General features: G+C 62.5%; 24 protein-coding genes. 13 read left to right on the top strand and 11 right to left on the bottom strand.

The genetic code is table 11. The features are described from left to right. Positions 1-9 precede the first annotated feature (9 nt). The 7 genes from ACS5Q8_RS27695 to ACS5Q8_RS27665 all read left to right on the top strand — a co-directional run bounded on the left by ACS5Q8_RS27695 (position 10) and on the right by ACS5Q8_RS27665 (position 7,319). Entirely contained in the window at positions 10-873 is an 864-nt protein-coding gene (locus ACS5Q8_RS27695; RefSeq protein WP_465159656.1) for a LysR family transcriptional regulator, read from the top strand. A 165-nt stretch (positions 874-1,038) separates the two neighbouring features. Beyond that, positions 1,039-2,103, top strand: a complete 1,065-nt coding sequence (locus ACS5Q8_RS27690) for a putative 2-aminoethylphosphonate ABC transporter ATP-binding protein (RefSeq protein ID WP_426099954.1) — start codon at positions 1,039-1,041, stop codon at positions 2,101-2,103. A 1-nt stretch (position 2,104) separates the two neighbouring features. Continuing rightward, complete coding sequence (locus ACS5Q8_RS27685; RefSeq protein ID WP_463878220.1) at positions 2,105-3,817, top strand: putative 2-aminoethylphosphonate ABC transporter permease subunit; 1,713 nt, start codon at positions 2,105-2,107, stop codon at positions 3,815-3,817. Positions 3,818-3,835: 18 nt separating this feature from the next. After that, the gene (locus tag ACS5Q8_RS27680) at positions 3,836-4,858 is read left to right on the top strand and encodes a putative 2-aminoethylphosphonate ABC transporter substrate-binding protein (RefSeq protein ID WP_443695305.1); all 1,023 of its coding nucleotides are present in this window, start codon (positions 3,836-3,838) and stop codon (positions 4,856-4,858) included. 141 nt (positions 4,859-4,999) lie between these two features. After that, positions 5,000-6,133: a TIGR03364 family FAD-dependent oxidoreductase gene (locus ACS5Q8_RS27675; protein WP_443695303.1), complete on the top strand. Its 1,134-nt coding sequence runs from the start codon at positions 5,000-5,002 to the stop codon at positions 6,131-6,133. Beyond that, the gene (locus ACS5Q8_RS27670) at positions 6,130-6,687 is read left to right on the top strand and encodes a phosphonate degradation HD-domain oxygenase (protein ID WP_443695301.1); all 558 of its coding nucleotides are present in this window, start codon (positions 6,130-6,132) and stop codon (positions 6,685-6,687) included. The genes ACS5Q8_RS27675 and ACS5Q8_RS27670 overlap by 4 nt, the downstream gene beginning before the upstream one ends. A 92-nt stretch (positions 6,688-6,779) precedes the next feature. Then, a complete protein-coding gene (locus tag ACS5Q8_RS27665; protein WP_465159655.1) occupies positions 6,780-7,319 on the top strand; it encodes a hypothetical protein in 540 nt (179 codons plus the stop codon). A 9-nt stretch (positions 7,320-7,328) separates the two neighbouring features. On the opposite strand, the gene ACS5Q8_RS27660 is transcribed toward ACS5Q8_RS27665, so the two are convergent. Continuing rightward, positions 7,329-8,696, bottom strand: a complete 1,368-nt coding sequence (locus ACS5Q8_RS27660) for a GTPase/DUF3482 domain-containing protein (RefSeq protein ID WP_276195316.1) — start codon at positions 8,694-8,696, stop codon at positions 7,329-7,331. Then, complete coding sequence (locus ACS5Q8_RS27655; protein WP_276195315.1) at positions 8,689-10,068, bottom strand: DUF2868 domain-containing protein; 1,380 nt, start codon at positions 10,066-10,068, stop codon at positions 8,689-8,691. The genes ACS5Q8_RS27660 and ACS5Q8_RS27655 overlap by 8 nt, the downstream gene beginning before the upstream one ends. Positions 10,069-10,158: 90 nt before the next feature. Between ACS5Q8_RS27655 and ACS5Q8_RS27650 the strand changes: the two genes are divergently transcribed. Then, complete coding sequence (locus ACS5Q8_RS27650; protein WP_276195314.1) at positions 10,159-10,671, top strand: dihydrofolate reductase; 513 nt, start codon at positions 10,159-10,161, stop codon at positions 10,669-10,671. 122 nt (positions 10,672-10,793) lie between these two features. On the opposite strand, the gene ACS5Q8_RS27645 is transcribed toward ACS5Q8_RS27650, so the two are convergent. After that, positions 10,794-12,185 carry an L-cystine transporter gene (locus ACS5Q8_RS27645; RefSeq protein ID WP_276195313.1) on the bottom strand — a complete coding sequence of 464 codons (1,392 nt, stop codon included), beginning with the start codon at positions 12,183-12,185 and terminating at the stop codon, positions 10,794-10,796. 241 nt (positions 12,186-12,426) lie between these two features. Between ACS5Q8_RS27645 and ACS5Q8_RS27640 the strand changes: the two genes are divergently transcribed. Next, positions 12,427-13,488 carry an HAD family hydrolase gene (locus tag ACS5Q8_RS27640; protein ID WP_276195312.1) on the top strand — a complete coding sequence of 354 codons (1,062 nt, stop codon included), beginning with the start codon at positions 12,427-12,429 and terminating at the stop codon, positions 13,486-13,488. Between the two features lie 236 nt (positions 13,489-13,724). Here the strand turns inward: ACS5Q8_RS27640 and ilvD are convergent, their stop codons facing one another. After that, entirely contained in the window at positions 13,725-15,566 is a 1,842-nt protein-coding gene (gene ilvD, locus ACS5Q8_RS27635) for a dihydroxy-acid dehydratase (RefSeq protein ID WP_276195311.1), read from the bottom strand. Between the two features lie 450 nt (positions 15,567-16,016). On the opposite strand from ilvD, the gene ACS5Q8_RS27630 reads away from it, so the two are divergent. Beyond that, positions 16,017-16,475, top strand: a complete 459-nt coding sequence (locus ACS5Q8_RS27630) for an REP-associated tyrosine transposase (RefSeq protein WP_426099959.1) — start codon at positions 16,017-16,019, stop codon at positions 16,473-16,475. Positions 16,476-16,599: 124 nt separating this feature from the next. Here the strand turns inward: ACS5Q8_RS27630 and ACS5Q8_RS27625 are convergent, their stop codons facing one another. Together ACS5Q8_RS27625 and ACS5Q8_RS27620 are read right to left on the bottom strand one after the other, a co-directional pair. Next, positions 16,600-17,799 (bottom strand): MFS transporter, encoded by a 1,200-nt coding sequence (locus ACS5Q8_RS27625; protein ID WP_465159654.1) that lies wholly within the window; start codon positions 17,797-17,799, stop codon positions 16,600-16,602. A 259-nt stretch (positions 17,800-18,058) separates the two neighbouring features. Further along, the gene (locus ACS5Q8_RS27620; protein ID WP_247403802.1) at positions 18,059-19,255 is read right to left on the bottom strand and encodes a class I SAM-dependent rRNA methyltransferase; all 1,197 of its coding nucleotides are present in this window, start codon (positions 19,253-19,255) and stop codon (positions 18,059-18,061) included. Between the two features lie 250 nt (positions 19,256-19,505). On the opposite strand from ACS5Q8_RS27620, the gene ACS5Q8_RS27615 reads away from it, so the two are divergent. After that, entirely contained in the window at positions 19,506-20,318 is an 813-nt protein-coding gene (locus ACS5Q8_RS27615; RefSeq protein WP_276198005.1) for an HDOD domain-containing protein, read from the top strand. A 21-nt stretch (positions 20,319-20,339) separates the two neighbouring features. Beyond that, the gene (mutM, locus tag ACS5Q8_RS27610) at positions 20,340-21,152 is read left to right on the top strand and encodes a bifunctional DNA-formamidopyrimidine glycosylase/DNA-(apurinic or apyrimidinic site) lyase (RefSeq protein WP_247403806.1); all 813 of its coding nucleotides are present in this window, start codon (positions 20,340-20,342) and stop codon (positions 21,150-21,152) included. 139 nt (positions 21,153-21,291) lie between these two features. Here the strand turns inward: mutM and ACS5Q8_RS27605 are convergent, their stop codons facing one another. From ACS5Q8_RS27605 to ACS5Q8_RS27585, 5 genes are all read right to left on the bottom strand, one after another. After that, a complete protein-coding gene (locus tag ACS5Q8_RS27605) occupies positions 21,292-21,543 on the bottom strand; it encodes a YfhL family 4Fe-4S dicluster ferredoxin (protein ID WP_247403809.1) in 252 nt (83 codons plus the stop codon). Positions 21,544-21,646: 103 nt separating this feature from the next. After that, the gene (gene coaD, locus ACS5Q8_RS27600; RefSeq protein ID WP_022641651.1) at positions 21,647-22,126 is read right to left on the bottom strand and encodes a pantetheine-phosphate adenylyltransferase; all 480 of its coding nucleotides are present in this window, start codon (positions 22,124-22,126) and stop codon (positions 21,647-21,649) included. A gap of 103 nt (positions 22,127-22,229) precedes the next feature. Next, positions 22,230-23,825, bottom strand: a complete 1,596-nt coding sequence (locus ACS5Q8_RS27595) for a GMC family oxidoreductase (protein WP_247403812.1) — start codon at positions 23,823-23,825, stop codon at positions 22,230-22,232. Positions 23,826-23,861: 36 nt separating this feature from the next. Next, positions 23,862-24,407: a twin-arginine translocation pathway signal protein gene (locus tag ACS5Q8_RS27590; RefSeq protein ID WP_253399960.1), complete on the bottom strand. Its 546-nt coding sequence runs from the start codon at positions 24,405-24,407 to the stop codon at positions 23,862-23,864. Positions 24,408-24,435: 28 nt separating this feature from the next. Next, on the bottom strand, positions 24,436-25,863 hold the full coding sequence (locus ACS5Q8_RS27585) for a coniferyl aldehyde dehydrogenase (RefSeq protein ID WP_426099965.1): 1,428 nt from the start codon (positions 25,861-25,863) through the stop codon (positions 24,436-24,438). A 146-nt stretch (positions 25,864-26,009) separates the two neighbouring features. Between ACS5Q8_RS27585 and ACS5Q8_RS27580 the strand changes: the two genes are divergently transcribed. After that, on the top strand, positions 26,010-26,681 hold the full coding sequence (locus tag ACS5Q8_RS27580) for a TetR/AcrR family transcriptional regulator (protein ID WP_276195308.1): 672 nt from the start codon (positions 26,010-26,012) through the stop codon (positions 26,679-26,681). The last annotated feature ends 3 nt before the right edge of the window (positions 26,682-26,684 follow it).

The following is a 26,684-nucleotide window of genomic DNA, read 5'->3' as shown; positions in this document are numbered from 1 at the left end:
GAGGGTGGCGTGCTGAGTGCCGAGTTGAAGGCGTTTTTTATGGTCGCCCGCCTGGGCAGCATCACCCAGGCGGCGAAAAAACTCGGCCTGAGCCAGCCCACCGTCACCACGCAGATTCGCAACCTGGAAAGCCATTACGGCGTCGAGTTGTTCTATCGCGGTGGCCGCCGCTTGACGGTCAGTGACGAAGGCGCGCGCCTGCTGCCGATGGTCAAGACGCTGTTGCAGCAGGAAGCGGACATTGAGTTTTTCCTGCGTAACAGTGGTCAGGTCCAGGGCGCATTGCGGATTGCCGCGACGGCGCCGTATTACATCCTCGACCTGGTCAAAGCCTTCCGCGAGCGCCTGCCCCAGGTGGAGGTGTCGGTGGAAATCGGCAACTCCCAACAGGTGCTCGAAGCCCTGGATGATTACCGCGTCGACGTTGCGGCGTCCTCGCAGTTGCTGGAAGACCCACGCCTGATTCGCCGTGTGCTGGGCACCGACCCGCTGGTGCTGGCGGTGCATCGCAACCACCCGTTGGCGACGCTCGATCATGTGCCGTTGACCGCGCTTGCCGGGCATACGTTGTTGATGCGTGAAGCCGGCTCCACCACACGACGCCTGACCGAACAGATGCTGCAGGGCGCGGGCGTGAGTTACGGGCCGCTGCTGGAAATCGGCAGCCGCGAGTCGATTCGTGAAGCGGTGCTGCGCAATATCGGCATCAGCATCATCGCCCGTCAGGAAGTGCCCCATGACCCGCAGTTGCGGGTGCTGAGCATCGAGAATGCGCCGCAGATTGCTGAGTACCTCTACTGCCTCAAGGAAAGAAAAGGCGCTCGCCTGCCTGCTGCTTTTCTTGGGTTGGCGCAGGAAATGTCGCCGATCTGAAAAGTGCTGGTGGCCTTGCCCCCGATTGGCCCTCAAGGCCACCCCCCTCTGGATAAACCCTACCCAAATCCACCAATACCACTATCGCCACGTTTTGCCTTTCTGCCACACCAGGGACGCATTGCCTGCCTAGCATGGCCCTCATCCGTTTGATGAGGTGCCTTCATGAACACAGCCCTGACCCAACCCGGCGCGCCAATGAAGGTGCGGGGTATCCAGAAACGTTTCGGCGCCTTTACCGCGCTGGACAACGTGTCCCTGGACGTCGCCGCTGGCGAGCTGGTGTGCCTGCTGGGCCCGTCCGGTTGCGGCAAGACCACGCTGCTGCGCTGCATCGCCGGCCTGGAGCACCAGGACAGCGGTGAGATTTACCTGGGCGAACGGGATGTTTCCCTGCTGCCGCCCCAGGCTCGGGACTACGGCATTTTGTTCCAGTCCTACGCGCTGTTCCCCAACCTCACCGTTGAAGCGAATATCGGCTACGGCCTCACCGGTAGCGGTCGCGATGAAGTGCGCAAGCGCGTCGGCCAGATGCTTGAACTGGTTGGCCTGCTCGGCAGCGAAAAGAAATACCCCGGCCAACTCTCCGGCGGCCAGCAACAACGGGTCGCGCTGGCCCGTGCCTTGGCGCCGGCCCCCTCGCTGTTGCTGCTCGATGAGCCGATGTCGGCCCTCGACGCCCGCGTCCGTGAGCACCTCTGTACCGAGCTGCGCCAACTGCAGCGTCGCCTGGGCATCACCACGCTGATGGTCACCCACAATCAGGACGAAGCCATGTTGATGGCCGACCGCATTGCCGTGATGAACAACGGCAAGGTCGAGCAATACGCCACGCCCCAAGAGATTTACGACCGCCCGGCCACGCCGTTCGTGGCGGAGTTCGTCGGCCAGGGCAACTGGCTGCCGTTCAGCCGCAGCAGCGCGAGCCACGCCCAGGTCGGCGGGATGCACATGCGCCTGGCCGAGGATGCCGGCGCGGCCACCTCCGGGCGCTTGTTCTGCCGCCCGGAAGCGATCAGCGTCAACCCGCCGGTGCATGAAGAGAACCTGTTTGCGGCCAAGGTCCGCGAGATCACCTTTCTCGGCAACCGTTGCCGCATGAGCTTTGAACTGGCGCAACTGCCCGGTCATCCGCTGCTGGCCGAACTGGCCCCGGAGGCCATGCCGCGCCTGGGCGCCCAGGACATCTGGGTCGCGTTGCCACCGCGCAGCCTGCAGGTGTTTGCCTGACATGGGTGCGCTGATGACGCTGCCCGTTGCGCGGCGGGTGTCTCGTGCCGAGCTGGGCGACCGCCTTTTTGTGCTGGGCGGCAAATGGCTGTGGTTGTGCCTGCTGGGCGTCGCGGTGTTGCTGCCGCTGCTGGCGATCTTCTGGCGCGGCTTCAGCAGCGAAGCCGGGCAGGGCGGCGGGCTGGTGGCGGCACGGGAACTGCTCAGCAGCGCCAACTTCCATTGGCTGCTCGGTAACAGCCTGAAAGTTTCCCTCAGCGTGGCGGCCATCGTCGTACCGCTGGCGTATCTGTTTGCCTATGCGTTGCAACGCACGCTGATCCCGGCCAAGGCGATCTGGCGCGGGCTGTCGTTGCTGCCGTTGATGGCGCCGTCGATGCTGCCGGGGATCGCGCTGGTGTACCTGTTCGGCAACCAGGGCCTGTTGCGCGGTTTGCTGTCGGACAACATCTACGGTTTCTGGGGCATTGTCCTCGGCGAAGTGATCTACACCTTCCCACACGCCTTGATGATCCTGTTGTCGGCGCTTTCCCTGGCGGATGCGCGCTTGTTCGATGCGGCCTCGAGCATGGGCGCCAGCCCGGCCCGGGCGTTTCGCAGCATCACCTGGCCGGCCACGCGCCAGGCGGTGTTCGCCGCGTTTTGCCTGGTGTTCACCCTGACCATCACCGATTTCGGCGTACCCGTGGTGGTCGGCGGCGATTATCAGGTGCTGGCGCTGGAAGCCTACAAGGCTGTGGTCGGCCAGCAACAGTTCGGACGCGGGGCGTTGATCGGCATGGTGTTGCTGCTGCCGGCGCTGTTCAGCTTTGGCGTCGACGCCTGGCTGCGTCGGCGTCAGGGCGATGCCATGGGGGGCCGTGCCCAGGTGTTCCAGCCGGCACCTTCGCGGCGGCGCGATGCCTGTTACCTGGCGATTGTGCTGCTGATCTGCGCGGTGTTGCTGCTGGTGTTCGGCATGGCGGTGTACTCGTCGCTGGTGAAGTTCTGGCCCTACAACCTGTCGCTGTCGCTCAACCACTACCAGTTCGAAGACACGGCCGGCGGCGGCTGGCTGGCGTACCGCAACAGCCTGACCCTGGCCCTGTTTACCGCCTTGATCGGCAGCGTACTGATCTTCACCGGCGCCTACCTGATGGAAAAGACTCAGGGCCAGAAGGGCCTCAACCTGGCGCTGCGCATGCTCAGCTTTGTGCCGATGGCCGTGCCGGGCCTGGTGCTGGGCCTGGGCTACGTCTTCTTCTTCAACCTCAGCGGCAACCCGCTGCATGTGTTCTACGGCACCATGACGCTGCTGGTGGTGTGCACCATCGCTCATTATTTGACCACCGCGCAGATGACCGCCACCACCGCGCTGCGCCAACTGGACGCCGAGTTCGAAGCCGCCGCGCTGTCGCTGAAGGCGCCGCTGTACCGCCACTACCTGCGCGTGACCGTGCCGATCTGCCTGCCGGCGCTACTGGACATCGTGCGCTACCTGTTTGTGTCGGCGATGACCACCGTCTCGGCCGCGATCTTCCTCTACAGCCCCGACACCATCCTCGCCGCCGTCGCCGTGTTGAACATGGACGACGCCGGCAATGTGGGCGGTGCGGCGGCCATGTCCAGCTTGATCCTGTTCACCTCGGCCGGCGTTTCGCTGCTGCTGGCGTGGGCCTCACGTGGCGTGTTGCGCCGCTCCCAAGCCTGGCGCCAGACCGCGCCGGGCCAATAACCCTGAAGGAGGTATTCCATGTTCAAGCCCCTGGCGCTGGTCGCTGCCGTACTCACTGCATTCAGCCTGAATGCCTTCGCCAAGACCGAACTGACCGTGTACACGGCCCTCGAAGCCGAGCAATTGCAGACCTACAAAAAAGCCTTCGAACAAGCCAACCCCGACATCGAAATCAAATGGGTACGTGACTCCACCGGCATCATCACCGCCAAACTGCTCGCGGAAAAAAACCGCCCGCAAGCCGACGTAGTCTGGGGCCTGGCGGCTTCAAGCCTGGCGATCCTCGACCAGCAGGGCATGCTTGAGAGTTACGCGCCCAAGGACCTGGATAAGATCGGCAAACACTACCGTGACGCCGCCAACCCGCCCGCCTGGGTCGGCATGGACGTCTGGGCCGCGACCATTTGCTTCAACACCGTCGAAGCCGAGAAGCAGGGCCTGACCAAGCCGGTGAGCTGGCAAGACCTGACCAAGCCCGAGTACAAGGGCAAGATCGTAATGCCTAACCCGGCGTCGTCGGGCACCGGTTTCCTGGATGTGAGCGCCTGGCTGCAGACCTTCGGCGAGAAGCAGGGCTGGCAGTACATGGACGACTTGCACCAGAACATCGGCCAGTACGTTCACTCCGGTTCCAAGCCGTGCAAGCTGGCGGCTTCGGGTGAGTTCCCGATCGGCATTTCGTTCGAATACCCGGCCGTGCAGTTGAAGCGCCAGGGCGCGCCGTTGGACATCATCCTGCCGAAAGAAGGCCTGGGCTGGGACATCGAAGCGACCGCCGTGATCAAGGGCAGCGCCCACGCCGACGCGGCGAAGAAACTCGCCGACTTCTCCGCCAGCACCGCCGCGATGGACCTGTACAAGGACAACTTCGCCGTGCTCGCCCAGCCGGGCATCGCCAAGCCGCAGACCGAATTGCCGGCGGACTACGAGCAGCGGCTGATCAAGAACGACTTCACCTGGGCCTCGAAAAACCGCGACAGCATTCTGACTGAATGGCGTAAGCGCTATGACGGCAAGTCGGAGAAGGTGGCGGGTCAGTAAGTACTCCGTTTGGGCTGATGGCCTCATCGGGGGCAAGTCGAATCGTCGCACCGCCCCTCCCACACGTTTGGTTTGTGAACACATTCAAATGTGGGAGGGGGCTTGCCCCCGATAGCGGTCTTGAAAACAGGACATCACTAAATGACACACCACAGCGACCTGCTGATCATCGGCGCCGGCATCCTCGGCCTGTCCCACGCCTACGCGGCGGCCAAGCGCGGGCTCAAGGTCAAGGTGTTCGAGCGCAGCGCCACCCCGTTGGGCGCCTCGGTACGCAACTTCGGCCAGGCCCTGGTCACCGGCCAACCGCCAGGCCCGATGCTCGACCTGGCGCGGCAAAGCCGCGATATCTGGGGCGAATGGGCGCGGCTGGCCGGCTTGCAGCTCAAGCGCAACGGCTCGTACCTGTTCGCCCGCAGCGAAGCGGAAGAACATCTGCTGGAAGCCTTCTGCGCTGGCCGTGCGTTGGAGCACGGCTACAACGTCGAGCTGCTGCAAGGCGCGGCGTTGCGGGATCTGTACGGCGGCCAGTTCCGTCATCACCGCGCGGCGTTGCATGGCAAGGACGATCAGCAACTGTATTCGCGCGAGGCGATCCCGGCGCTGATCCACTACCTGCGCGAGCAATTGCAGGTGGAGTTTCACTTTTCCACCCTGGTGCGCGACGTCGAGCCCGGCCAGTTGCACAGCACGGCGGGCAGTTTCCGTGGCGCGCAGATCATCGTCTGCTCGGGCCACGACTACCAAACCCTGCTGGCCGAGGCGATTGCCGAACTCAACCCGCATGTCTGCCGCCTGCAAATGCTGCGCGCGCGGCCGGCGGTTAACCTGAACCTGCAACACGCCTTGCTCACCGGCCTCAGTTGCGTGCATTACGGCGCCTTTGCCGACCTGCCGGAAGCGGCGGCGGTGCAGGCGCAGATCCTGCACGAGGCGCCGCACCTGCATGAGCACGGGATTCACTTGCTGATCAGCCCGACGCCGCATGGCGAACTGATCATCGGCGACTCCCACGACTACGGCCGCGATGCGTCGCCGTTCAATGCCGAGCAGGTCGATGACTGGATGCTCGAACTGGCCGAGCAGACCCTGGGTTGCAAGATCCAGGTGGTCGAGCGCTGGCAGGGCGTCTATGGCGCACGCGGGCCTGCGCCGTTCTCGTGCCTGCGCGTGGCGCCCGGCGTCAGCGCCGCCTTGATGCATACCGGCGTGGGCATGAGCGTGGGACCGGCGTTGGCCGAGCGCAATATCAGCGCGCTATGGGGTGAGGCATGAAGAGCCCGGAACAGGTGATTGCCGAGGTCTTCGGCCTGTACGAGCAGCACGGCACGGCGGATTACATCGGCGAGGCGATATCGCAGCTCGAACACATGTCCCAGGCCGCGCAGTGGGCCATGGCCGAAGGCTTCGACGATGAAGTGGTGCTGGCGGCGTTTTTCCACGATATCGGCCATCTTTGCGGCCAGGGCGGGGCGAACATGGGGGGCTATGGCGTGGTCAGCCATGAGCGGCTGGGCGCCGATTACCTGCGCCGCGCCGGCTTCGGCGAGCGCCTGGCCAGGCTGGTGGAGTATCACGTCCAGGCCAAGCGCTACCTGACCTTCAGCCAGCCGGACTACTACGCGCGGTTGAGCGAAGCCAGCCGCCGCACGCTGGCCTATCAAGGTGGGGTGATGACGCCTGACGAAGCGCGGGCTTTCGAGCAAGACCCGCTCTACGCGGTCAGCCTGCGTCTGCGCCACTGGGACGAACAGGCCAAGCAACCACACGTGCCGGTGCTCGATCTGCAGGCACTCAAGGCCAAGGCCGCACGGCTACTGGCCGCGTAGACGGGCCTTACGCCAAACGCAGATGCGCCGCCTAGAGCCTGGGTGCTCGGATCACTAAGGTGCTTGCTTCTTCAATCTAAGGAGCAACGCTGATGCGCTACTTGAAAGTGACGGCCCAGGACATGAGCGGCAATGGTCGTGCGGACACGGTCATCCTGCACTTCTATGAACAGCAGGCTGGCTGTCCCGATGAACTGATCCACGAGATTTTCGCAGTGGACATGAGCGCGGATGGCAAGGTCGACCTGCAATGGGCGGACGACCTGAGCCCGGCCACCCGGCCCGGCATGCTGGAAAAACACCGGGTGGACAGCTTCGCCGACAGCTTTTTGAAGTTGAACTGGTTCAATCGGCGCAGCCACTGGCAGCGCACGCTGACGATGTACGTCGATCATTACGGCAAAACAGGCACACCCAACGCGGTCAAGCTGGACTTCCATGAGCGCACCGCGGCGCAGTGCAAGGGTTCGCTGATCTACAAGGCGGCCGCCTATGACGGCGATGGCGACGGGGTGCTGGAGTCGTTTACCAACAGTGACATCGACCGAGACGGTATCGCGGACAAGGCCGATAAAGAGCTGATCCGCACGTTGTGTACGACCTTTCTGGGTTTTGAGTGGTACGCACACTAATAAGCGCGGTCACGCTTCGTCGAGCCGGGCGGCCAAGGCTTCGACCTGTTCCTGGCGCTCGGCCTGGCTCAATTTGGCGTGGGGGTTGAGGGACGACCATTGCGGATGGGCGCGGGCCTTGTGCAGGGCATCGGGTAGCTTGCCTTCGCGCCAGGTTTTGTCCTGCGGCGTGTCGACCTTGATGCTGTGCATCGCCGCATGACCGCGCAGGTTCAGGGCTTTGAGCAGTTGGCGTTGGCGCAGGGCCAGCAGGCGTAGCACGCTGTCGTCGACGGTCAGCTCGCGCTGGCCCTTGATCTTGCCCAATAGGCGGCCGCCATAGCTGCGCGCGGCTTGCAGCGCGCCACCGGCGATGGCGCCCGCCAGCGCGGCGGCGCCTAGGGTTAGCCCGCCCACCAGCAGATCGACCCCGGCACCGGCGGCCGCGCCGGCGGCAATCCCGCCGCCGACGCGCACGCCGAGTTGCTTGAGGGTTTCCGGGTTGAACAGGTCATCGCCCCAGCGCCCGTCGAGCAACGGCAAGTCGCTGGCGGCGGCGTCCTGCGGGCGGAAGCCGAACAGCTTGAGCAAGGCTTCCACGCAACGCTGCTCGCGCTGGCGCACGGCCTTGCGCAAATCGCCGATGGCTTGCGGCTCGTCTTCAGTGACCACGCTGCGTCTGCAGGCGGCGCAGTCGATCAGCAGTTCAGCGATCAACCGCGCGGCGCTTTGCTGGCGGGCCTGGCGTTGGGCTTGCTGGTCGAGGATCAGCCGTTCCAGTTGCGGCCGGGCATTTTCCAGCAGCAGGGCGAGGCTTTCATACAGGCGGCGTTCGCCGTCTTCCGGCGGCGCGACGCTGTCGAACCGCACCAGGGCATGCAGGCCGAGGCGGGCCAGGGCTTCGCGCCAATCCGGCTCGCGATGCTCGCCGCTGCTGACGAAGTTGAGCACGGGCAATAACGGCTTGCCGCAACTGGCCAGCACTTGCAGCTCGTCGCGGTACTTGGCCAGCACCGGCTCGCGGGCGTCGATCACATACAGGCCGGCGTCGCAGGCCAGCAGTTGGCGCAGCACCTTGGCTTCCTGTTCGAAACGCTGGCGGGCTTCGCTGCCCTCCAGAAAACGTGCGAGGCGGGCCGGGCCGTCGAGGCGTTCGCCGGGGCGATCCAGGCGTTCCAGGTAGTCGAGCAGGGCGATGGCGTCTTCCAGGCCGGGGGTGTCATACAGTTCCAGCAAGGCTTCGCCCTCGACCGACAAGCGCGCGCCTTCGACATGCCGCGTGGTGCTGGGGCGATGGGAGACTTCGCCGAAACCGACATCGCGGGTCAACGTGCGCAGCAGCGAGGTCTTGCCGACGTTGGTGTGGCCGACCACGGCGAGTTTCAGGGGTTTAGTCATGACCGCTCTCCAGCCAGTTCAACGGCGCGCAATCGGCAAACGGCAGCTCCAATTGTTGCAGCGCCGCGTGCCAATCGCCCAGGCGCTCGGCGTCCAGCGCCTGGCCGGGCGGCGCTTGCAGCAGCCACACGCGGGTGGCGCTGGCGTTGCGTGCCAGTTCGGCGATCAGCGCCAGGCTGCCCCGGTCGGGCGAGCGACGCGGGTCGCAGGCGATGGCCAGGCGTGCGGGCGGGAAGCGGGTCAGTTGTTCCAGCAGTTTGTGGCGCGATTCGCGGCTGTCGAGGATGCCGGCGTTCTTCACGTTGCCCGGCAGTTTTGGCGGCCACGGGCGCTGGTCGTCGAGTTCGATGGCGACCAACAGCGCGCCGTCGCTGTGCAGTTCGCTGACGCCGCCGCTGACGGCGTGCAACTGTTGCGGTGCGGCATCGTTGACGCCAAGCCGCTCGCTGCTCGGCATCAGGCGCTCGCGCAGTTGGCTGTAGCCGGGCAGGTTGAGGTCCAGGCGCAGGGCGGCGCGTCCGTGTTTCCAGCGCCACAGGCACAGCAGGGCAAGGATCAACCGGGGCAACAGGCCGTAGATCAGCAGCACACCCACCAGCCAGGCGGCCCAGGCCTGGCGGGCGCTTTCGATGTTCAGGGCGGAATCGCCGCTGGCGCGGATCATCTCCACCGTTGGCACGTTGAAACCAAGCAGGGCGGGCAGGGCGCCGAGGGCTTGGGTCACGGCGACGAAGGTGTCGGCACCGAGGATGGTGGTTTCCCACACAAAGCCGTAGCGCCGGGTAGCGAGCAGTGTCAGCAGGATTACCAGCGCGCTGAGCAGCGCGAGCAACCAAAGGCTGTTGACCAGCACGCCGACGGCCCAGCGGTTGAGTTTCTGGCGCTGCAATAACAGCAGCAACGCCGGCGCCAGTTGTGCGGCTTTGGCATCGCGCGCGAGTTTTTCGCTGAGCCAGAGCCACAGGCGGCCGAGGCTGGCGCTGTGTTCGCCGGCAAACAGCAGGCCCAGGGCCCAACTGATCAACAAGATCAGGTTCAAACCGAGCAGGCTCCCCAGGGCCCAGAACACATTCACCGGGGTCAGGCCATTGCCCAACGCAGCGAAGGCCAGGCCGGCACCGCTGATGACCGCGACGACGGCCAGTAGCACCAGCGCTAAGCGGGCACCTTGCAGCCAGCGGCCGAGGGCGGCGGTCAGGCCATCGCGCTCGGCCAGGTGCAGGGCGCGCCGCTGAATGCGCGTCGGCAGGTCGCCGCCGGCCGTGCGGGCCAGGCGATTGGCTTCCAGGTCTTCCAGCGGGCCGGCGTGTTCTTCGCGCAGGCGCACGGTTTCCGTCAGCCAGAGTTTGTGCAGGGGGTTCAGTGCAGTCACGCGCTGTCCTGTTGGGTCAGTGAGCTTGGAGCATAACCGCTGTGCAGCCGGTTGGGGTACGCCTCGCGTGGCTCTGGTATTCTCGTCGCCATGAAAAAAACTCTCCCTTTAAGCCTGATCGCAGCCCTCGGTGAAAACCGTGTGATCGGCGTCGACAACAGCATGCCCTGGCATTTGCCGGGGGATTTTAAATATTTCAAGGCCACCACGCTCGGCAAGCCGATCATCATGGGGCGCAAGACCTGGGACTCCCTGGGCCGACCGCTGCCGGGGCGCTTGAACATTGTGGTTAGCCGTCAGACCGATCTTGCGCTGGAAGGTGCGGAAGTTTTTCCGTCGCTTGATGCCGCCGTGGCGCGGGCTGAAGCCTGGGCACTGGAACAGGGCGTGGACGAGCTGATGCTGATCGGTGGTGCGCAGCTTTATGCCCAAGGTCTGGAGCAGGCCGACCGCCTGTACCTGACGCGGGTGGCGCTGAGCCCGGAAGGGGATGCGTGGTTTCCGGCGTTTGATGAGAACCAGTGGAAGTTGGTTTCCAATCTGCAGAACCCAGCCGAAGGTGACAAGCCGGCGTACAGCTTCGAGGTGTGGGAAAAAGCCTAAAGGTTTGGCGCGCTTATTGTGGCGAGGGAGCTTGCTCCCGCTGGGCTGCGCAGCGGCCCCAAAAATCTTGGGAGCGCTTCGCACTCCAGCGGGAGCAAGCTCCCTCGCCACAGGTCTAGTCGTTAAGCCTGCGCCAACTCCGCATGCTCATCCGCATTCAGCCGTTCTTTATCCGTCTGCTGCATGATCTGGCTGGTAATCGCCCCCGCCGTCATCGAACCGTTCACGTTCAACGCAGTGCGGCCCATGTCGATCAGCGGCTCCACGGAAATCAGCAGCGCCACCAGTGACACCGGCAAGCCCATCGCCGGCAGCACGATCAGCGCGGCAAACGTCGCACCGCCGCCCACGCCGGCAACGCCTGCCGAACTCAAGGTCACAATCGCTACCAGGGTTGCGATCCACAGCGGGTCCAGCGGGTTGATGCCGACTGTCGGCGCGACCATCACCGCGAGCATTGCCGGATAGAGACCGGCGCAACCGTTCTGGCCGATGGTCGCGCCGAACGAGGCGGCGAAACCGGCAATGGACTGCGGGATGCCCAGGCGGCGTGTCTGCGCTTCGATACTCAGCGGGATCGCCGCTGCGCTGGAGCGGCTGGTGAAGGCGAAGGTCAGCACCGGCCACACCTTGCGCAAGAAGCGCAGCGGGTTGATCCCGGCCAGCGACAGCAGCAGGCCATGCACCACGAACATCAGCCCCAGCGCCAGGTACGAGACCACGACAAAACTGCCGAGCTTGATGATGTCTTGCAGGTTGGAGCCGGCCACCACCTTGGTCATCAGCGCCAATACGCCGTAGGGCGTGAGCTTCATCACCAGGCGCACCAGGCGCATCACCCAGGCTTGCAGGGTGTCGATGGCGTTGAGCACTTTCTGGCCTTTTTCCGCGTCATCCTTAAGCAGTTGCAGCGCGGCCACGCCGAGGAATGCGGCGAAGATCACCACGCTGATGATCGACGTCGGCTTGGCGCGTGCCAGGTCGGCGAACGGGTTCGCCGGCACGAACGACAACAGCAACTGCGGGATATTCAGGTCGGCGACCTTGCCCGCGTAGTCGTTCTGGATCACTTGCAGGCGCGCCATTTCCTGGGTGCCGGCCACCAGGCCCTCGGCGGTGAGGCCGAACAGGTTGGTCAGGCCAATGCCGATCAGCGCTGCAATCGCGGTGGTGAACAGCAGGGTGCCGATGGTCAGGAAGCTGATCTTGCCCAGGGACGCGGCGTTGTGCAGGCGCGCCACGGCACTGAGGATCGAAGCGAACACCAGCGGGATCACGATCATTTGCAGCAACTGCACATAACCGTTGCCGACCAGATCGAACCAGCCGATGGAGGCTTTGAGGACAGGGTTGCCGTCGCCGTAAATAGCGTGCAATCCCGTACCAAACGCCACGCCGAGTATCAGGGCGAACAGGACCTTCTTGGCGAGGCTCCAGTTTGTCCGACGGGTTTGTGCCAGGCCCAGCAACAGGACCACGAACACCAGTAAGTTGAGAATCAGGGGCAGATTCATTGAAGCTCCGTTGAGAGTGCTGCCAATCGCGTGAGCCTGCGATTGCGAACCGGGAAGCCTAACAGCTTGATATATATTGATTTAATACCGATATGGAATGGTGTCTGTCGTTTTTGGAATAAGTGGTTGGCGCTCTGGCGCATGGCAATGACGGAATCAGAACGCAAGCGGTCGTGCCCGGACGAAAACTGTCACAGGGATTTGTTAGCGTCGATGTCTTTCACTCAAGGAGACAACGCCTATGAAGCTCGCGCCGAAACTACTCGTATCCGCCGCATTCTGCCTCGGACTCGCCAGCCAGGCGTTCGCCGCCACCGAGTTGAAACACTGGCCGGCGCCGGCCGCCAAGCAACTCAACGAAATGATCGCCGCCAACGCCAACAAGGGTAACTTCGCGGTGTTCGACATGGACAACACCAGCTACCGCTATGACCTCGAAGAATCCCTGCTGCCCTACATGGAAAACAAGGGCCTGATCACCCGCGACAGCCTCGACCCGTCGCTCAAACTGATGCCCTTCAAAGACACCGCCGACCATAAGGAAAGTCTGTTCAGTTACTACTATCGCCTGTGCGAAGTGGACGACATGGTCTGCTACCCGTGGGTGGCCCAGGTGTTTGCAGGTTTTACCCTCAAGGAGCTCAAGGTCCAGGTCGATGAGTTGATGGCGTCCGGCAAGCCGGTGCCAGTCAGCTATTTCGAAGGCGACGTGGTGAAGAACTCCGAGGTGCAACCGCCGAAGGTCTTCACCGGCCAGGCCGAGCTGTACAACAAACTGATGGAAAACGGCATCGAGGTGTATGTGATGACCGCCGCGTCGGAAGAGCTGGTGCGTATGGTTGCCGCCGATCCGAAGTACGGCTACAACGTCAAACCGCAGAACGTCATCGGCGTGAGCACCCTGCTCAAGGACCGCGCGACTGGCGAGTTGACCACCGCGCGCAAGCAGATCACGGCCGGTAAATACGACGAAAAAGCCAACCTCGGTTTGGAATTGACCCCCTACCTGTGGACCCCGGCGACCTGGATGGCCGGCAAGCACGCCGCGATCCTGACCTACATCGACGAATGGAAAAAGCCGGTGATCGTCGGCGGCGATACGCCCACCAGCGACGGCTACATGCTGTTCCACGATGTGGACGTGGCCAAGGGCGGCGTCCACCTGTGGGTCAACCGCAAAGACAAGTACATGACCCAGCTCAACGGCATGATGGTCAAACACGCGGCCGCCCAAGCCAAGGAAGGGTTGCCGGTGACGGCGGATAAGAACTGGGTGATCGTCAAGCCTGACGAAATCCAGTAAGACCGAGTCGCTTGCTTATCGGGGGCAAGCCCCCTCCCACACTTGATTGGGTTCACACGGTCAAACTGTGGGAGGGGGGCTTGCCCCCGATAGCGGTGGGTCAGCTGTGGATGTATCGACTGACCCTCTGCCATCGGGGGGCAAGCCCCCTCCCACATTTGATCCTCATGGTTATTGAGGTTTTCTCCCAGCAAAAAAATGCCCCGCACTTGGCGGGGCATTTTTATGGGCGAGCCTTACAGCCCGTCGAGCATTGCCTTGTTACGCACCGCACCCTTGTCGGCACTGGTCGCCAACAGAGCGTAGGCCTTCAATGCGGTGGTGACTTTACGCGGACGCTTCTCCACCGGCTTCCAACCTTTCTTGTCCTGCTCGACCCGGCGTGCAGCCAGTTCTTCATCGCTGATCAACAGGTTGATCGAGCGGTTCGGAATGTCGATCAGCACCTTGTCGCCGTCCTGTACCAGGCCAATCGCGCCGCCGGCAGCGGCTTCAGGCGAAGCGTGGCCGATGGACAGGCCCGAGGTGCCGCCGGAGAAACGGCCGTCGGTCAACAGGGCGCAGGCTTTGCCCAGGCCCTTGGATTTCAGGTACGAAGTTGGGTAGAGCATCTCCTGCATACCCGGGCCGCCTTTCGGGCCTTCGTAGCGGATGATCACGATGTCGCCTTCTTTGACTTCGTCGGCGAGGATGCCGCGTACCGAGCTGTCCTGGCTTTCGTAGATCTTGGCGCGACCTTCGAAGACATGGATCGACTCGTCCACACCGGCGGTTTTCACCACGCAGCCGTCGAGGGCGATGTTGCCGTACAGCACGGCCAGGCCGCCTTCTTGCGAATAGGCATGCTCGACACTGCGGATGCAGCCGTTTTCACGGTCGTCGTCCAGGGTGTCCCAGCGGGTCGACTGGCTGAACGCGGTCTGGGTCGGGATGCCCGCCGGGCCGGCCTTGAAGAAGGTGTGTACGGCTTCGTCGTCAGTCTGGGTGATGTCCCACTTGGCGATGCCTTCGGCGAGGGACTTGCTGTGTACGGTCGGCAAGTCGGTGTGCAGCAGGCCGCCACGGGCCAGGGAACCTAAGATCGAGAAGATCCCGCCGGCGCGGTGGACGTCTTCCATGTGGTACTTCTGGATGTTCGGCGCGACTTTGCACAGTTGCGGCACATGACGGGACAGACGGTCGATGTCGCGCAGGTCGAAATCGATCTCGGCTTCCTGGGCTGCGGCCAGCAAGTGCAGGATGGTGTTGGTGGAACCGCCCATGGCGATGTCCAGGGTCATGGCGTTTTCGAACGCCTTGAAGTTGGCGATGTTGCGCGGCAACACCGACTCATCGTTCTCGCCGTAGTAGCGCTTGCACAGCTCGACGATGGTGCGGCCGGCCTGCAGGAACAACTGCTCGCGGTCGCTGTGGGTGGCCAGTGTCGAACCGTTGCCCGGCAAGGCCAGGCCCAGGGCTTCGACCAGGCAGTTCATCGAGTTGGCGGTGAACATGCCGGAGCACGAACCGCAGGTCGGGCAGGCGCTGCGCTCGTATTCCGCGACCTTCTCGTCAGAAGCGCTGGAATCGGCGGCGATGACCATGGCGTCGACCAGGTCGAGGCCGTGGGAGGCGAGTTTGGTCTTGCCGGCTTCCATCGGGCCGCCGGAGACGAAGATCACCGGGACATTCAGGCGCAGGGCGGCCATCAGCATGCCGGGGGTGATCTTGTCGCAGTTCGAGATGCACACGATGGCGTCGGCGCAGTGGGCGTTGACCATGTACTCCACGGAGTCGGCGATGATCTCGCGGCTCGGCAGGGAATACAGCATGCCGTCATGGCCCATGGCGATGCCGTCATCGACCGCGATGGTGTTGAATTCTTTGGCCACGCCGCCAGCGCGTTCGATCTCGCGGGCGACCAGTTGGCCCAGGTCCTTGAGGTGGACGTGGCCGGGGACGAACTGGGTGAACGAGTTGGCAATCGCGATGATCGGCTTCTTGAAGTCGTCATCTTTCATCCCCGTGGCACGCCACAGTGCGCGGGCGCCGGCCATGTTGCGGCCATGGGTGGATGTTTTCGAGCGGTAATCTGGCATTTGAGCCCTCCGGGCGGCTAATCAAAACTAATCAGGTGCTAAGGGGAGTGAGCTTCTATGGACGTCTGGAACACCCGAAAAATGGCCGTGTGTCCGGAAGTTGCCGCAAACGTTACGGGATCGCCGTGCGCAGTGGCCTTGAGCTCATAAACCCGCCGGGGGATGACTGGCGATGAATAGGGCCGATTCTACACCGCTGGCGGCTGGAGGGAATGGCGAAAAGCGCCGTGGCGACGCATGCCCGGATCAACCAATCTGATGTAGGAGCGAGCTTGCTCGCGAAAAACGAACAGGCGACACGGGCCTCCTGATAGTACTGCGTTATCGTTGACGCTTTTCGCGAGCAAGCTCGCTCCTACAGGGGGGGACATATTCAGAACCACTGTTTAGAGGCCGGTTGACGTCGCTGCGCCTACCGTTTCTCTTCCACTCACAGAAGAGGACGAAGGAATGTCCACCCAGCAACGTGCACATCGGCTGCGCATCGGGCGCTGTTCGGAGTCGGGCCGTATTTACCTGATCACTGCGGTTACCCATCAACGGCAGTTGGTCTTTCAGGACTGGCGCATCGGCCGCCTGCTTGTCAGTGAGTTCAGGCAGGCTCAGGACGAGGGTGAGGCGACTTCGCTGGCCTGGGTGGTCATGCCTGACCATTTCCATTGGCTGATCGAGTTGCATAACGGCGACTTGCCAAGGCTGATGCGAATCACCAAGTCGCGAAGTGCCCGTGCCATCAACCAGGCCAGGTGTTCGTTCGGGACCCTATGGCAAAAAGGCTACTTCGACCGCGCACTGCGTCGGGAGGAAGATTTGAAAGCAATGGCCCGCTATATCGTGGCCAATCCCTTGCGTGCAGGGCTGGTCGAGCATATAGGCCAGTACCCGCTATGGGACGCCATCTGGTTGTGACCGTTCTTCCTCTGTAGGAGCGAGCTTGCTCGCGAAGCACGTCAACGATGACGCAGCGCTATCAGGTAGCCCGCGTCGTCTATGCGTTTTTCGCGAGCAAGCTCGCTCCTACAGGGGGAAAGTGTCAGTGTCCTACCCGCGCATTGGTCAGCCAGCCCCACAAGCTGAAAATGATAAAGCTCACGGCAATCGTGATCAGCAAATGACTGCCGGTTTGTGCAAGCGCTGCGCTGCTGACGGCAGCAGTGAGGAACATGATGCTATTTCCTGCTGATGCTGCTGTGCCCGCGCTGCTTGAAAACAACAGCATCGCCGCCGAAATTGCGGCGGGACGAACCAGGGTGACCGCGAGTGCGCTGATCAGCATCGGGATGAGCAGAGTCACTGTGGTAATGGCTTCAAAGATGATAATCAGCGCCAGCAGCACACCCGCGGCGAGCAACAACCCAAGACCGATATTGATTTGCCGGGACAGCGCGATACGTTTTTGCAGGTACGAGGCTGCCACCCCGCCGAGGAGATAAGCCGCGCCGTACACCATCAGCACCAGCGCGTACTGATATTCGGAAAGCTTCAGCGCGTCCATGAAAATCAGCGGCGTCACGCTGATCAAGGCGAAGTAGCAGGCGAACACCTGCGCGGCGATCCACCAGTAGCGTATGAAATCGCGATTGCCGGCGACGGCTTTCAGCGTGGCGATGATGGATACTGGCGCGCGATGGGGGCTGGCGGATTTGGACGGCAGGATGCAGAACGCATGGATCAACATGCCCAGCGCCATCGCCGCGAATCCATAGAAGCTGCCTTGCCAGTCGAATGTGGTTTGCAGCCAGGAGCCTATCAGCGGGGATAGTGCGACAAACGAACCGCTCAGGGTCATGTAGTACAGGCGCACCCGGGCCCGGTCCTGTGCGTCGAACAGGTCTTCCACCAGGGCGTGACCCAGGACGAAGAAGCCGCAGCCCATGGCCTGCACCGTGCGAAACAGCAGGAAGGTCAGGTAGTCCGACGCCAGTGCACAGCCTATTGCGCCAAGAATCGACAGCGTGATGCAGCCGAGCAGCACTTCCTTGCGCCCCCATTTGTCCGACAACGGGCCGGCGATCAGTTGGGAGATGGAGAAGACCAGTGTGAACAGGCTGATGGAGAGCGCGACGTCGGCCGTCGGAGTGTCGAATTGGGCGGCCAGGGAGGGGAACGACGGCAGGAGAATATTGATCGGGAAGAAGCTGATCAGGGCAATGCAGGTGATCAGGATGAAGCGGGAAAGTTGTTGGCGTTTTACCTCGCCACTGAGGGCGGGAGAGCAGAAGGGCTCAGACATGATTGGTAATTTCCGGAGTAAAACCAGAAACCGATACTAGTCTGCGAAAAATGGAATTCAATCAAATCTATTGTGCGAAGCGTCCCGTAATGGTGTACGCCGCCCCTGTAGGAGCGAGCTTGCTCGCGAAGCACGTCAACGATGACGCCGCGCTATCAGGTAGCCCGCGTCAACGATGACGCCGCGCTATCAGGTAGCCCGCGTCGTCTATGCGTTTTTCGCGAGCAAGCTCGCTCCTACAGGGGTGCGGTTTCGGTCTTTAGCTATTGGGCAACAACCGGCACGTAATGCTCTTGATGTAGCGCGTCTCGGCAATCGCCGGGTGTACCGGATGATCCGGCCCCTGGCCGCCGCGTTCGAGCATCTGGATGTTGCGGTCCAAGTGACGGGCGCTGGTCAGCAGGATGTTTTGCAGGTCGTCTTCCGGCAGGTGCATCGAGCACGAGGCGCTGATCAGGATGCCGTCCTTGCTGAGCAGGCGCATGGCTTGCTCGTTGAGGCGGCGGTAGGCGCCTTCGCCGTTTTTCATGTCTTTTTTGCGTTTGATGAAGGCCGGTGGGTCGGCGACGATCACGTCGAAGCGTTCTTCGCTGGCTTTCAATTCTTTGAGGGCTTCGAAGACGTCGCCTTCGATGCAGGTCATTTTCTCGGCGACGCCATTCAGCGCGGCGTTGCGCTCGACGCCGTCGAGGGCGAAGGCCGAGGCGTCGACGCAGAATACTTCAGTGGCGCCGAAGGCCGCGGCTTGCACGCCCCAGCCGCCGATGTAGCTGTACAGGTCGAGTACGCGCTTACCTTTGGCATACGGGGCCAGGCGTGCGCGGTTCATGCGGTGGTCGTAGAACCAGCCGGTTTTCTGGCCCTGGATCACCGGGGCTTCGAATTTCACGCCGTTTTCTTCCAGCGCGACCCACTCCGGCACCAGGCCGAACACGGTTTCGACGTAGCGGTTGAGGCCTTCGGCGTCACGCGCGGCGGAGTCATTCTTGAACAGAATGCCGCTTGGCTTGAGCACTTGGGTCAGGGCGGCGATCACGTCTTCTTTATGTGCTTCCATGGTCGCCGAGGCGATCTGTACCACCAGGATGTCGCCGAAACGGTCGACCACCAGACCCGGCAGCAGGTCGGAGTCGCCGTAGACCAGGCGGTAGAACGGCTTGTCGAACAGGCGATCACGCAGGGACAGGGCGACGTTCAGGCGGTGTACCAGCAGCGACTTGTCCAAAGGCAACTTGATGTCGCGCGACAGCAGGCGCGCGCAGATCAGGTTGTTCGGGCTCATGGCCACGATGCCCAGGGTCTTGCCGCCGGCCGCTTCCAGGATGGCTTGGTCGCCTGCCTGGAAGCCGTGAAGTGGGGTGGCGGCCACGTCGATTTCGTTGCTGTAGACCCACAGGTGGCCGTTGCGCAAACGACGATCGGCATTGGCTTTGAGACGCAGGCTTGGCAGGGACATGACGTCGCTCCGGAAAAAAGAGCGGGAGTATACCGTGTTACATGAAACTTCGCGGCTTGGCCTGATGGGCTGTAGGGGCGGGCGTGCTGTGCCGAGGTCGCAGCGTCCATTTGATGGGAGTGCCATTGGTTTTTTTGAGGTGTCGGTCAGCTTCCCATCAGGGTTAGAATCCCCGCCTAGCCCGGAGTGTGTACTTATGTCCCAAGAACTTTCCGCCGAACAGATCCAGCAGGCCCTGCAAGGCATCAGCGTGCCGCCACAGCCGCAAATCATGGTGGATTTGCAGATGGAACAGTACATGCCCGACCCGGACCTGGAAGTGATCGCGCGATTGATTTCCCAGGACCCGGGCCTGTCCGGCGCGCTGTTGAAGATCGTCAACTCGTCGTATTACGGCCTGAGCAACAAGATCGCCTCGATCCAGCGTGCGGTGAACCTATTGGGCAGCCGGTCGATCATCAACCTGATCAATGCCCTGTCGATCAAAGGCGAGATGAGCGACGACACCATTGTCACCCTCAACCGCTTCTGGGACACCGCCCAGGATGTGGCCATGACCTGCCTGACCCTGGCCAAGCGCACAGGCGCCCAGGCGGTAGACGAAGCCTATGCCCTGGGGCTGTTCCACGATTGCGGTGTACCGCTGATGCTCAAGCGTTTCCCCAATTACATGGCGGTGCTCGAAGAGGCCTACGCCAATGCCGGCGCCGACTGCCGTGTGGTCGACACCGAAAACAATGCGTTCAACACTAACCATGCGGTGGTCGGCTATTACACCGCCAAGTCCTGGCGCCTGCCGGAGCATGTGACCGACGCCATCGCCAACCATCACAACGCCCTGGCGATTTTCAGCGATGAGTCGCCGCGCAATCCGCAACTCAAGAACCTGCTGGCGATCCTGAAAATGGCCGAGCATATCTGCTCGTCATACCGGGTGCTGGGCAACCAGGCGGTTGACCATGAGTGGGATGCGATTGGCCATCTGGTGCTGGACTACGTGGGCCTGTCGGATTACGACTTCCAAAGCATGAAGTTGTCGATCCGCGAACTGGGCACGCACTGACCCTTTTCTCACGAGGTACACATGCCCGAGTTACCAGAAGTCGAAACCACTCGGCGCGGGATTGCGCCGCACCTGGAAGGCCAGCGGGTCAGCCGCGTCGTGGTGCGTGAGCGGCGCCTGCGCTGGCCGATCCCGGAAGACCTCGACGTGCGCCTGTCCGGGCAGCGCATCGTGCTGGTGGAGCGGCGGGCCAAGTACCTGTTGATCAATGCCGAAGTGGGCACCCTGATCAGTCACCTGGGTATGTCGGGCAACCTGCGCCTGGTGGAAGTCGGCCTGCCGGCGGCCAAGCACGAGCATGTGGACATCGAGTTGGAGTCGGGCCTGGCCCTGCGCTACACCGACCCTCGGCGTTTCGGCGCGATGCTTTGGAGCCTGGACCCGCACAACCACGAACTGCTGATTCGCCTGGGGCCGGAGCCGTTGACCGAGCTGTTCGATGGCGAGCGCCTGTTCAAACTGTCCCGTGGGCGTTCGATGGCGGTGAAGCCGTTCATCATGGACAACGCGGTGGTGGTGGGCGTGGGCAATATCTACGCGACGGAAGCGCTGTTCGCGGCGGGGATCGATCCGCGCCGCGAGGCTGGTGGCATTTCACGCGGGCGCTATTTGAAGCTGGCGATCGAGATCAAACGCATTCTGGCGGCCGCCATCGAACGCGGCGGCACCACGTTGCGCGACTTTATCGGTGGCGATGGGCAGCCGGGGTATTTCCAGCAGGAGCTGTTTGTCTACGGCCGAGGGGGCGAGGCGTGCAAGGTCTGCGGGAGCGAGTTGCGCAGTGTGGTGCTGGGGCAGCGGGCGAGTGTGTTTTGCCCGAAGTGTCAGAGCTGACTGTTGTGTGAAGGCTGATATCGCCATCGGGGGGCAAGTCGAATCGTCGCGCCGCCCCTCCCACACTTTGACGCGTGAACACATTTTAAATGTGGGAGGGGGCTTGCCCCCGATGAGGCCCTTACAGGCACCAACAGACTCAAGCCTTACCGGTAATCTTGCGGTACTTCACCATCAACTGCTCTTGCGTTTCCGGATGCGCTTCATCCAGTGGAATGCAATCGACCGGGCACACCTGCTGGCACTGCGGTTCGTCGTAGTGGCCGACGCACTGGGTGCAGAGGTTGGGGTCGATCACGTAGATTTCTTCGCCTTGGGAAATCGCGGCGTTCGGGCACTCGGGTTCGCAGACGTCGCAGTTGATGCAATCGTCGGTGATGATCAGGGACATGGAAACTCCTGCCAGGGCCGTCAGCCAAGGCATCTGAAAAACTAATGCGCGCAATTGTGCCGCATTGGCGCCCGCAGTGCGAGCGGGCGCCGAGTGAGCGGTCTTACTTCTTGAAGCGCAGGGTCAGCGCCTCGGCGACGGCTGGGTGCACGAACTTGGTGATATCCCCGCCCAAAGCGGCGATTTCACGGACCAACGTCGAGGAAATGAACGAATAACGCTCCGACGGCGTGAGGAACAGGCTTTCCACGTCCGGCGCCAGTTGGCGGTTCATGTTGGCCAGTTGGAATTCGTATTCGAAGTCCGACACCGCGCGCAGGCCACGCAGGAATACATTGGCGTTCTGCTCTTTGGCGAAATGCGCCAGCAGCGTCGAGAAACCCACCACTTCTACGTTGGGCAGGTGCTTGGTGACCTCACGCGCCAGCTCCACGCGCTGTTCCAGGGGAAACAGCGGGTTTTTCTTGGGGCTGGCCGCGACCGCGATGATCACATGGTCGAACAAGCGCGAGGCGCGTTCGACCAGATCGCCATGGCCTTTGGTAATCGGGTCGAAGGTACCTGGGTACAACACTCGGTTCATCGCGTCGTCCTGGCGGAGTCCGTTGGGGAACCGGATGGTATCGCAGCCATCCCGGTCGGCCAAGTCGACTTATGCGAATAGACACGCGAAATACCCGGTTTTTTCATGCTGTTTTCAGACGTTCGGCCAATGCGCTCGCCAGTTGCGCGGTCAATCCGTACACCGACAATTGCGGGTTGGCGCCAATGCTGGTGGGGAACAGCGAACCATCATGAATCGACAGATTGCGCAGTTGATGATGGCGGCCGAGGCTGTCGGCCACGGCGTTTTTCGGCTCTTCGCCCATGGCGCAGCCGCCCATCACGTGGGCACTGCCCAGGCAGGTACGGTGTAATTCCAGGTTGAGGCCGTCTATCAGGCTGCGCGCTTCGGCCAGGGTCTTCACGTAGCGCGCATCGTGATGCAGCGGCTTGACCGACTTGGCGCCCGCCGCGAACTGGATCTCGGCCATGCTGTGGAACGCGCGGCGCAGGCCGTCCCAGGCGTAAGGCGAAACCTGATAATCGAGCACCGGCGTGCCGTCGCCGCGCAATTCCACGCTGCCGCCCGGGCTGTCGGGGTGGAATCCGTCGCGCAGCAGGGCGAGCATCGCGTGGGTATTGGGCAACTGGCTCATGTCCAGGGCGTTTTGTGTGCCGTAGCCGCCGAGCAGCGTACTCGCGAGCGCCGGGTGCAGCGGCGGTGCCTCCAGCTTGTACGACATTCTGCCGGTGGTGCCGTCCTGCCATTGGAAGTGATCGGAATAGATCGACTGCGGCGCGCCATAGAACGGGTTGATCACCTCGTCGAACAGCGCTGCGGAGAAATTCACCAAATGCAAAAAGGTGCGCTTGCCCAGCCGCGAATGCGGGTCGGGGGCGTCCGAGCGCATCAGCAGCGCCGGGCTGTTGATGCCGCCACCGGCCAGCACATAGTGTTTGGCCTTGACCGTGATGGTGCGCCCGGTAGGGGCGACGCAGCGTTCGTCCATCGCCACGCATTCCAGGCTGCTGATGCGGTCGCCGCTGTATTTCAGGCGTTCGGCGCGGGCCAGGTACAACAACTCGCCGCCTTTCTCCAGGGTGGCGGGGATGGTGGTCACCAGCATCGACTGCTTGGCGTTGACCGGGCAACCCATGCCGCAGTAGCCCAGGTTGAAGCAGCCGCGCACGTTGCGCGGGATCACATGCCAGCTGTAGCCCAACTGTTCGCAGCCTTTGCGGATCACGTCGTTGTTGGCGTTGGGTGGCATGGCCCAGGGGGCAATGCCCAGGCGCTGTTCCATTTTTTCGAACCACGGCGCCATGTCCGCGCTGCCGTGGCCCTTGACCGCATACTCGCTGGCCCAGTGGCTGAGGGTCGCGTCCGGGGTGCGGAAGCTGGAGGTCCAGTTGATCAGCGTGGTGCCGCCCACCGCCCGGCCCTGCAGGATGGTGATGGCGCCGTCCTTGCTCATGCGGCCGATGCCTTCCTGGTACAGGCTGGCGTAGGCTTCGTCTTCGAGCAGCTTGAAATCGCTGCTGGTCTTGAGCGGGCCTTCTTCGATCAGCAGCACTTTGTAGCCAGCGGCGCTGAGGATTTCGGCGGTGGTGCCGCCGCCGGCGCCGCTGCCGATGATCGCTACGTCGGCTTCCAGCGTCAGGTCGCGGTCGAGGGCGGCGCCGTTGTGGGTTTTCCAGCCACGGGCCAGGCCGTCGCGGAACAGATCGGGTACGGGCATCAGGGTCGTCTCTTGTTTTTATTGGGGGGATGCGAATCAGATCTTCGGTGGCCCGGGGTAGCCGCAATGGGCCCAGGACGCCGGCCGGAAGTACCAGGCCATGATCACCAGCTTGAGCAACGAGCCCTGGCCCATGCGCAGCAGGTTCAGGTAGCTGTTTTCCCAGCGGTGCAGGAAGTTGCGGATTTGTTCAGCGCTGGCGTTTTCCCAACTGCCCCAGATCCCGGTCAGTGGGCCGCGGGTGATGCCCATGCCCAGCACGTCGAACAGTTGCTGGGTGAGCTTGAACATCTCCGGCGACAGGTGCTGCAGGCTGTAGTCGAGTTTTTTCAGGGTGTCTTCAATCCCGCTGGCGACTTCCTGGGCGCTGGCCACGCCTTCCAGCAACACCGGGATCACCGCGCGCAGAAACGGCAGATCGCTAGCCCGCAGCAAAGCAAAGCCGCTGGCCGGGGTGCTGCTGGAGCAGCCGCTGAGGCTGGCGCCCAGCCCGGCGGTGGCCAGGAAGGCGCTGGCGCACAGGCCGATTTTCAAGACGCCGCGCCGCGACAACGCGGGTGAATCAGTCAGGCTTGGGTTCATTGTTATGGTTATCCCGAGGGTGGCGGTATCAGCGGATAAACAGCTTCTGGATCAACTTCTGGATTGCTTTGCCGTAGGGCGGGTAGATCAACTTCGCGGCGTTCAGGCGTTGCTTGACCAGCACGCCCTTGGCCTTGCTGAACGTGAGGAACCCTTCATGGCCGTGGTAGTGGCCCATGCCCGACGGGCCGATCCCGCCGAAGGGCATGTCGTCCTGGGCCACGTGCAGCAGCGTGTCGTTCAGGCATACGCCGCCGGAGTGGGTTTCGTGGAGCACGCGGTTCTGTTCGCGCTTGTTGTAGCCAAAGTAGTACAGGGCCAGTGGGCGAGGCCGCTGGTTGATGTAGGCAAATGCTTGATCGATGCCGCGATAAGGCACGATCGGTAGCACCGGGCCGAAGATTTCGTCCTGCATCACCGTCATTTCATCGCTGACATTCAACAGCAGGCTGTGGGCCATGCGGCGTGCCTGGCCCTGGTCGTACAGGGGGATCAGGGTGGCGCCCTTGTCGGTGGCGTCTTTCACGTAGGCATTGAGTCGGGCCAGTTGCCGCTCGTTGATGATGGCGGTGTAGTCCGGGTTGTCGGCCAACGTCGGGTAAAACCCGCGAAGCGCTTTGCTGTAGGCCTCGACGAAACCCTCGACGCGATCCTCCGGCACCAGCACGTAGTCCGGCGCCACACAGGTTTGCCCGGCGTTCAGGGCTTTGCCGAAGGCGATGCGTTCGGCGGCGTCCTTGAGGGGCACATCGGCGGAAACGATAGCTGGCGATTTGCCGCCGAGCTCCAGGGTGACCGGAGTCAGATGCTCGGCGGCCGCGCGCATCACATGTTTACCGACGCTGGTGGCGCCGGTGAACAGCAGGTGGTCGAAGCGTAGGCTGGAAAACGCGATACCGACTTCGGCCTCGCCCAGCACCACGCACACCAGGTCTTCAGGGAAAACCTTCGCCAGCAGGGTCTTGAGCAGTTCGCCGGTGGCCGGGGTCGACTCGCTGAGCTTGAGCATCACCCGATTGCCGGCGGCCAACGCGCCCACCAGCGGCCCGATGGCCAGGTACAGTGGATAGTTCCAGGGCACGATCACCCCGACCACGCCCAGCGGTTGATAGATGACTTTGGCCGAGGCTGGCTGGAAGGCAATGCCTACAGCGCGGCGGGAAGGTTTCATCCAGCCCTTGAGGTGTTTGCTCGCATAGTGAATGCCATGCAGGCTGGGCATCAGTTCGGCGAACAGGGTTTCGTCGGCGCTGCGGTGGCTGAAGTCCTGGCTGATCGCGTTGATCAGCGCCTGGCGTTCGTCGCTGAGCACTTCGCGCAAGGCCTTGAGCCATTGTTGGCGCTGCGCGGCCGGCGGCATCGGGTTGGCGGCATAGGCGCGGCGTTGGGCGTCGAACAGGCTCTGGAGTTGATCCAGTGTCTGGGAATTTTGCAGGTAGGCAACGTTGGCAGACATGGTGCAATTCCAGATTGTTATTGGTCTGCCTGAATTTTTAGAGTCATTGCTCTAAATTGTCAAATAACATTGCAGCAACAACTGGATTTATCCCGACAAGGTTAGGCCGTAAGATGGTAGATCACGTGTACAGAAGCTGATCCCCTATGGCACCACGAGTAAAGACCAGCGAGCGCATTGTGCAAACCAGCCTGGAGCTTTTTAACCAGCAGGGCGAGCGCAGTGTGAGTACCAACCATATCGCCGCCCATATGGAAATTTCGCCGGGCAACCTGTACTACCACTTCCCCAACAAGCAGGCGATCATCGCCATGCTGTTTCGCGAATACGAAGCCTTAGTCGACAGTTTCCTGCGCCCGCCCCAAGGTCGCGCCATGGTGGTGGATGACAAGCGCTTCTACCTGCAGGCGGTTCTGGCCGGCATGTGGCGCTACCGTTTCCTGCACCGTGACCTCGAACACCTGCTGGAGAGCGACCCGGAATTGTCCACCGGCTACCGGCGGTTTTCCCAGCGTTGCCTGATTCAGGGTGGCGCCATCTACCAAGGCTTTGTCGATGCCGGCATTCTCACTATGGACCCGGTGCAAACCGAGGCGCTGACTCTCAATGCCTGGATCATCCTCACCTCCTGGGTGCGGTTTTTGTGTACCACCAATGAAAAATCCACGCATTTGAGCGCCGAAGCGATCAAGCGCGGGGTGTATCAGGTGCTGGTGCTGGAGGCGGGGTTTGTCACGCCGCAGGCAAAAAAAGAGGTGGATGCACTGTTCAAAGAGTTTTACGTGCCGTTGAACCAGGCACTGGAAGAAGTGAAGTAGGAC

The sequence above is a fragment of the Pseudomonas sp. PAMC25584 genome (assembly GCF_058135675.1).
Note: the sequence above shows the minus strand (reverse complement) of the source record. Positions and strands in the feature narration are given on the sequence as shown.

What these genes read in the sequence shown, in the direction of transcription:
- ACS5Q8_RS27690 (WP_426099954.1), top strand. Translation starts at nt 1,039, where the DNA reads ATGAACACAGCCCTGACCCAACCCGGCGCGCCAATGAAGGTGCGGGGT.
- ACS5Q8_RS27685 (WP_463878220.1), top strand. Translation starts at nt 2,105, where the DNA reads ATGGGTGCGCTGATGACGCTGCCCGTTGCGCGGCGGGTGTCTCGTGCC.
- ACS5Q8_RS27680 (WP_443695305.1), top strand. Translation starts at nt 3,836, where the DNA reads ATGTTCAAGCCCCTGGCGCTGGTCGCTGCCGTACTCACTGCATTCAGC.
- ACS5Q8_RS27675 (WP_443695303.1), top strand. Translation starts at nt 5,000, where the DNA reads ATGACACACCACAGCGACCTGCTGATCATCGGCGCCGGCATCCTCGGC.
- ACS5Q8_RS27670 (WP_443695301.1), top strand. Translation starts at nt 6,130, where the DNA reads ATGAAGAGCCCGGAACAGGTGATTGCCGAGGTCTTCGGCCTGTACGAG.
- ACS5Q8_RS27665 (WP_465159655.1), top strand. Translation starts at nt 6,780, where the DNA reads ATGCGCTACTTGAAAGTGACGGCCCAGGACATGAGCGGCAATGGTCGT.
- ACS5Q8_RS27660 (WP_276195316.1), bottom strand. Translation starts at nt 8,696, where the DNA reads ATGACTAAACCCCTGAAACTCGCCGTGGTCGGCCACACCAACGTCGGC.
- ACS5Q8_RS27650 (WP_276195314.1), top strand. Translation starts at nt 10,159, where the DNA reads ATGAAAAAAACTCTCCCTTTAAGCCTGATCGCAGCCCTCGGTGAAAAC.
- ACS5Q8_RS27645 (WP_276195313.1), bottom strand. Translation starts at nt 12,185, where the DNA reads ATGAATCTGCCCCTGATTCTCAACTTACTGGTGTTCGTGGTCCTGTTG.
- ACS5Q8_RS27640 (WP_276195312.1), top strand. Translation starts at nt 12,427, where the DNA reads ATGAAGCTCGCGCCGAAACTACTCGTATCCGCCGCATTCTGCCTCGGA.
- ilvD (WP_276195311.1), bottom strand. Translation starts at nt 15,566, where the DNA reads ATGCCAGATTACCGCTCGAAAACATCCACCCATGGCCGCAACATGGCC.
- ACS5Q8_RS27630 (WP_426099959.1), top strand. Translation starts at nt 16,017, where the DNA reads ATGTCCACCCAGCAACGTGCACATCGGCTGCGCATCGGGCGCTGTTCG.
- ACS5Q8_RS27625 (WP_465159654.1), bottom strand. Translation starts at nt 17,799, where the DNA reads ATGTCTGAGCCCTTCTGCTCTCCCGCCCTCAGTGGCGAGGTAAAACGC.
- ACS5Q8_RS27620 (WP_247403802.1), bottom strand. Translation starts at nt 19,255, where the DNA reads ATGTCCCTGCCAAGCCTGCGTCTCAAAGCCAATGCCGATCGTCGTTTG.
- mutM (WP_247403806.1), top strand. Translation starts at nt 20,340, where the DNA reads ATGCCCGAGTTACCAGAAGTCGAAACCACTCGGCGCGGGATTGCGCCG.
- ACS5Q8_RS27605 (WP_247403809.1), bottom strand. Translation starts at nt 21,543, where the DNA reads ATGTCCCTGATCATCACCGACGATTGCATCAACTGCGACGTCTGCGAA.
- coaD (WP_022641651.1), bottom strand. Translation starts at nt 22,126, where the DNA reads ATGAACCGAGTGTTGTACCCAGGTACCTTCGACCCGATTACCAAAGGC.
- ACS5Q8_RS27595 (WP_247403812.1), bottom strand. Translation starts at nt 23,825, where the DNA reads ATGCCCGTACCCGATCTGTTCCGCGACGGCCTGGCCCGTGGCTGGAAA.
- ACS5Q8_RS27590 (WP_253399960.1), bottom strand. Translation starts at nt 24,407, where the DNA reads ATGAACCCAAGCCTGACTGATTCACCCGCGTTGTCGCGGCGCGGCGTC.
- ACS5Q8_RS27585 (WP_426099965.1), bottom strand. Translation starts at nt 25,863, where the DNA reads ATGTCTGCCAACGTTGCCTACCTGCAAAATTCCCAGACACTGGATCAA.
- ACS5Q8_RS27580 (WP_276195308.1), top strand. Translation starts at nt 26,010, where the DNA reads ATGGCACCACGAGTAAAGACCAGCGAGCGCATTGTGCAAACCAGCCTG.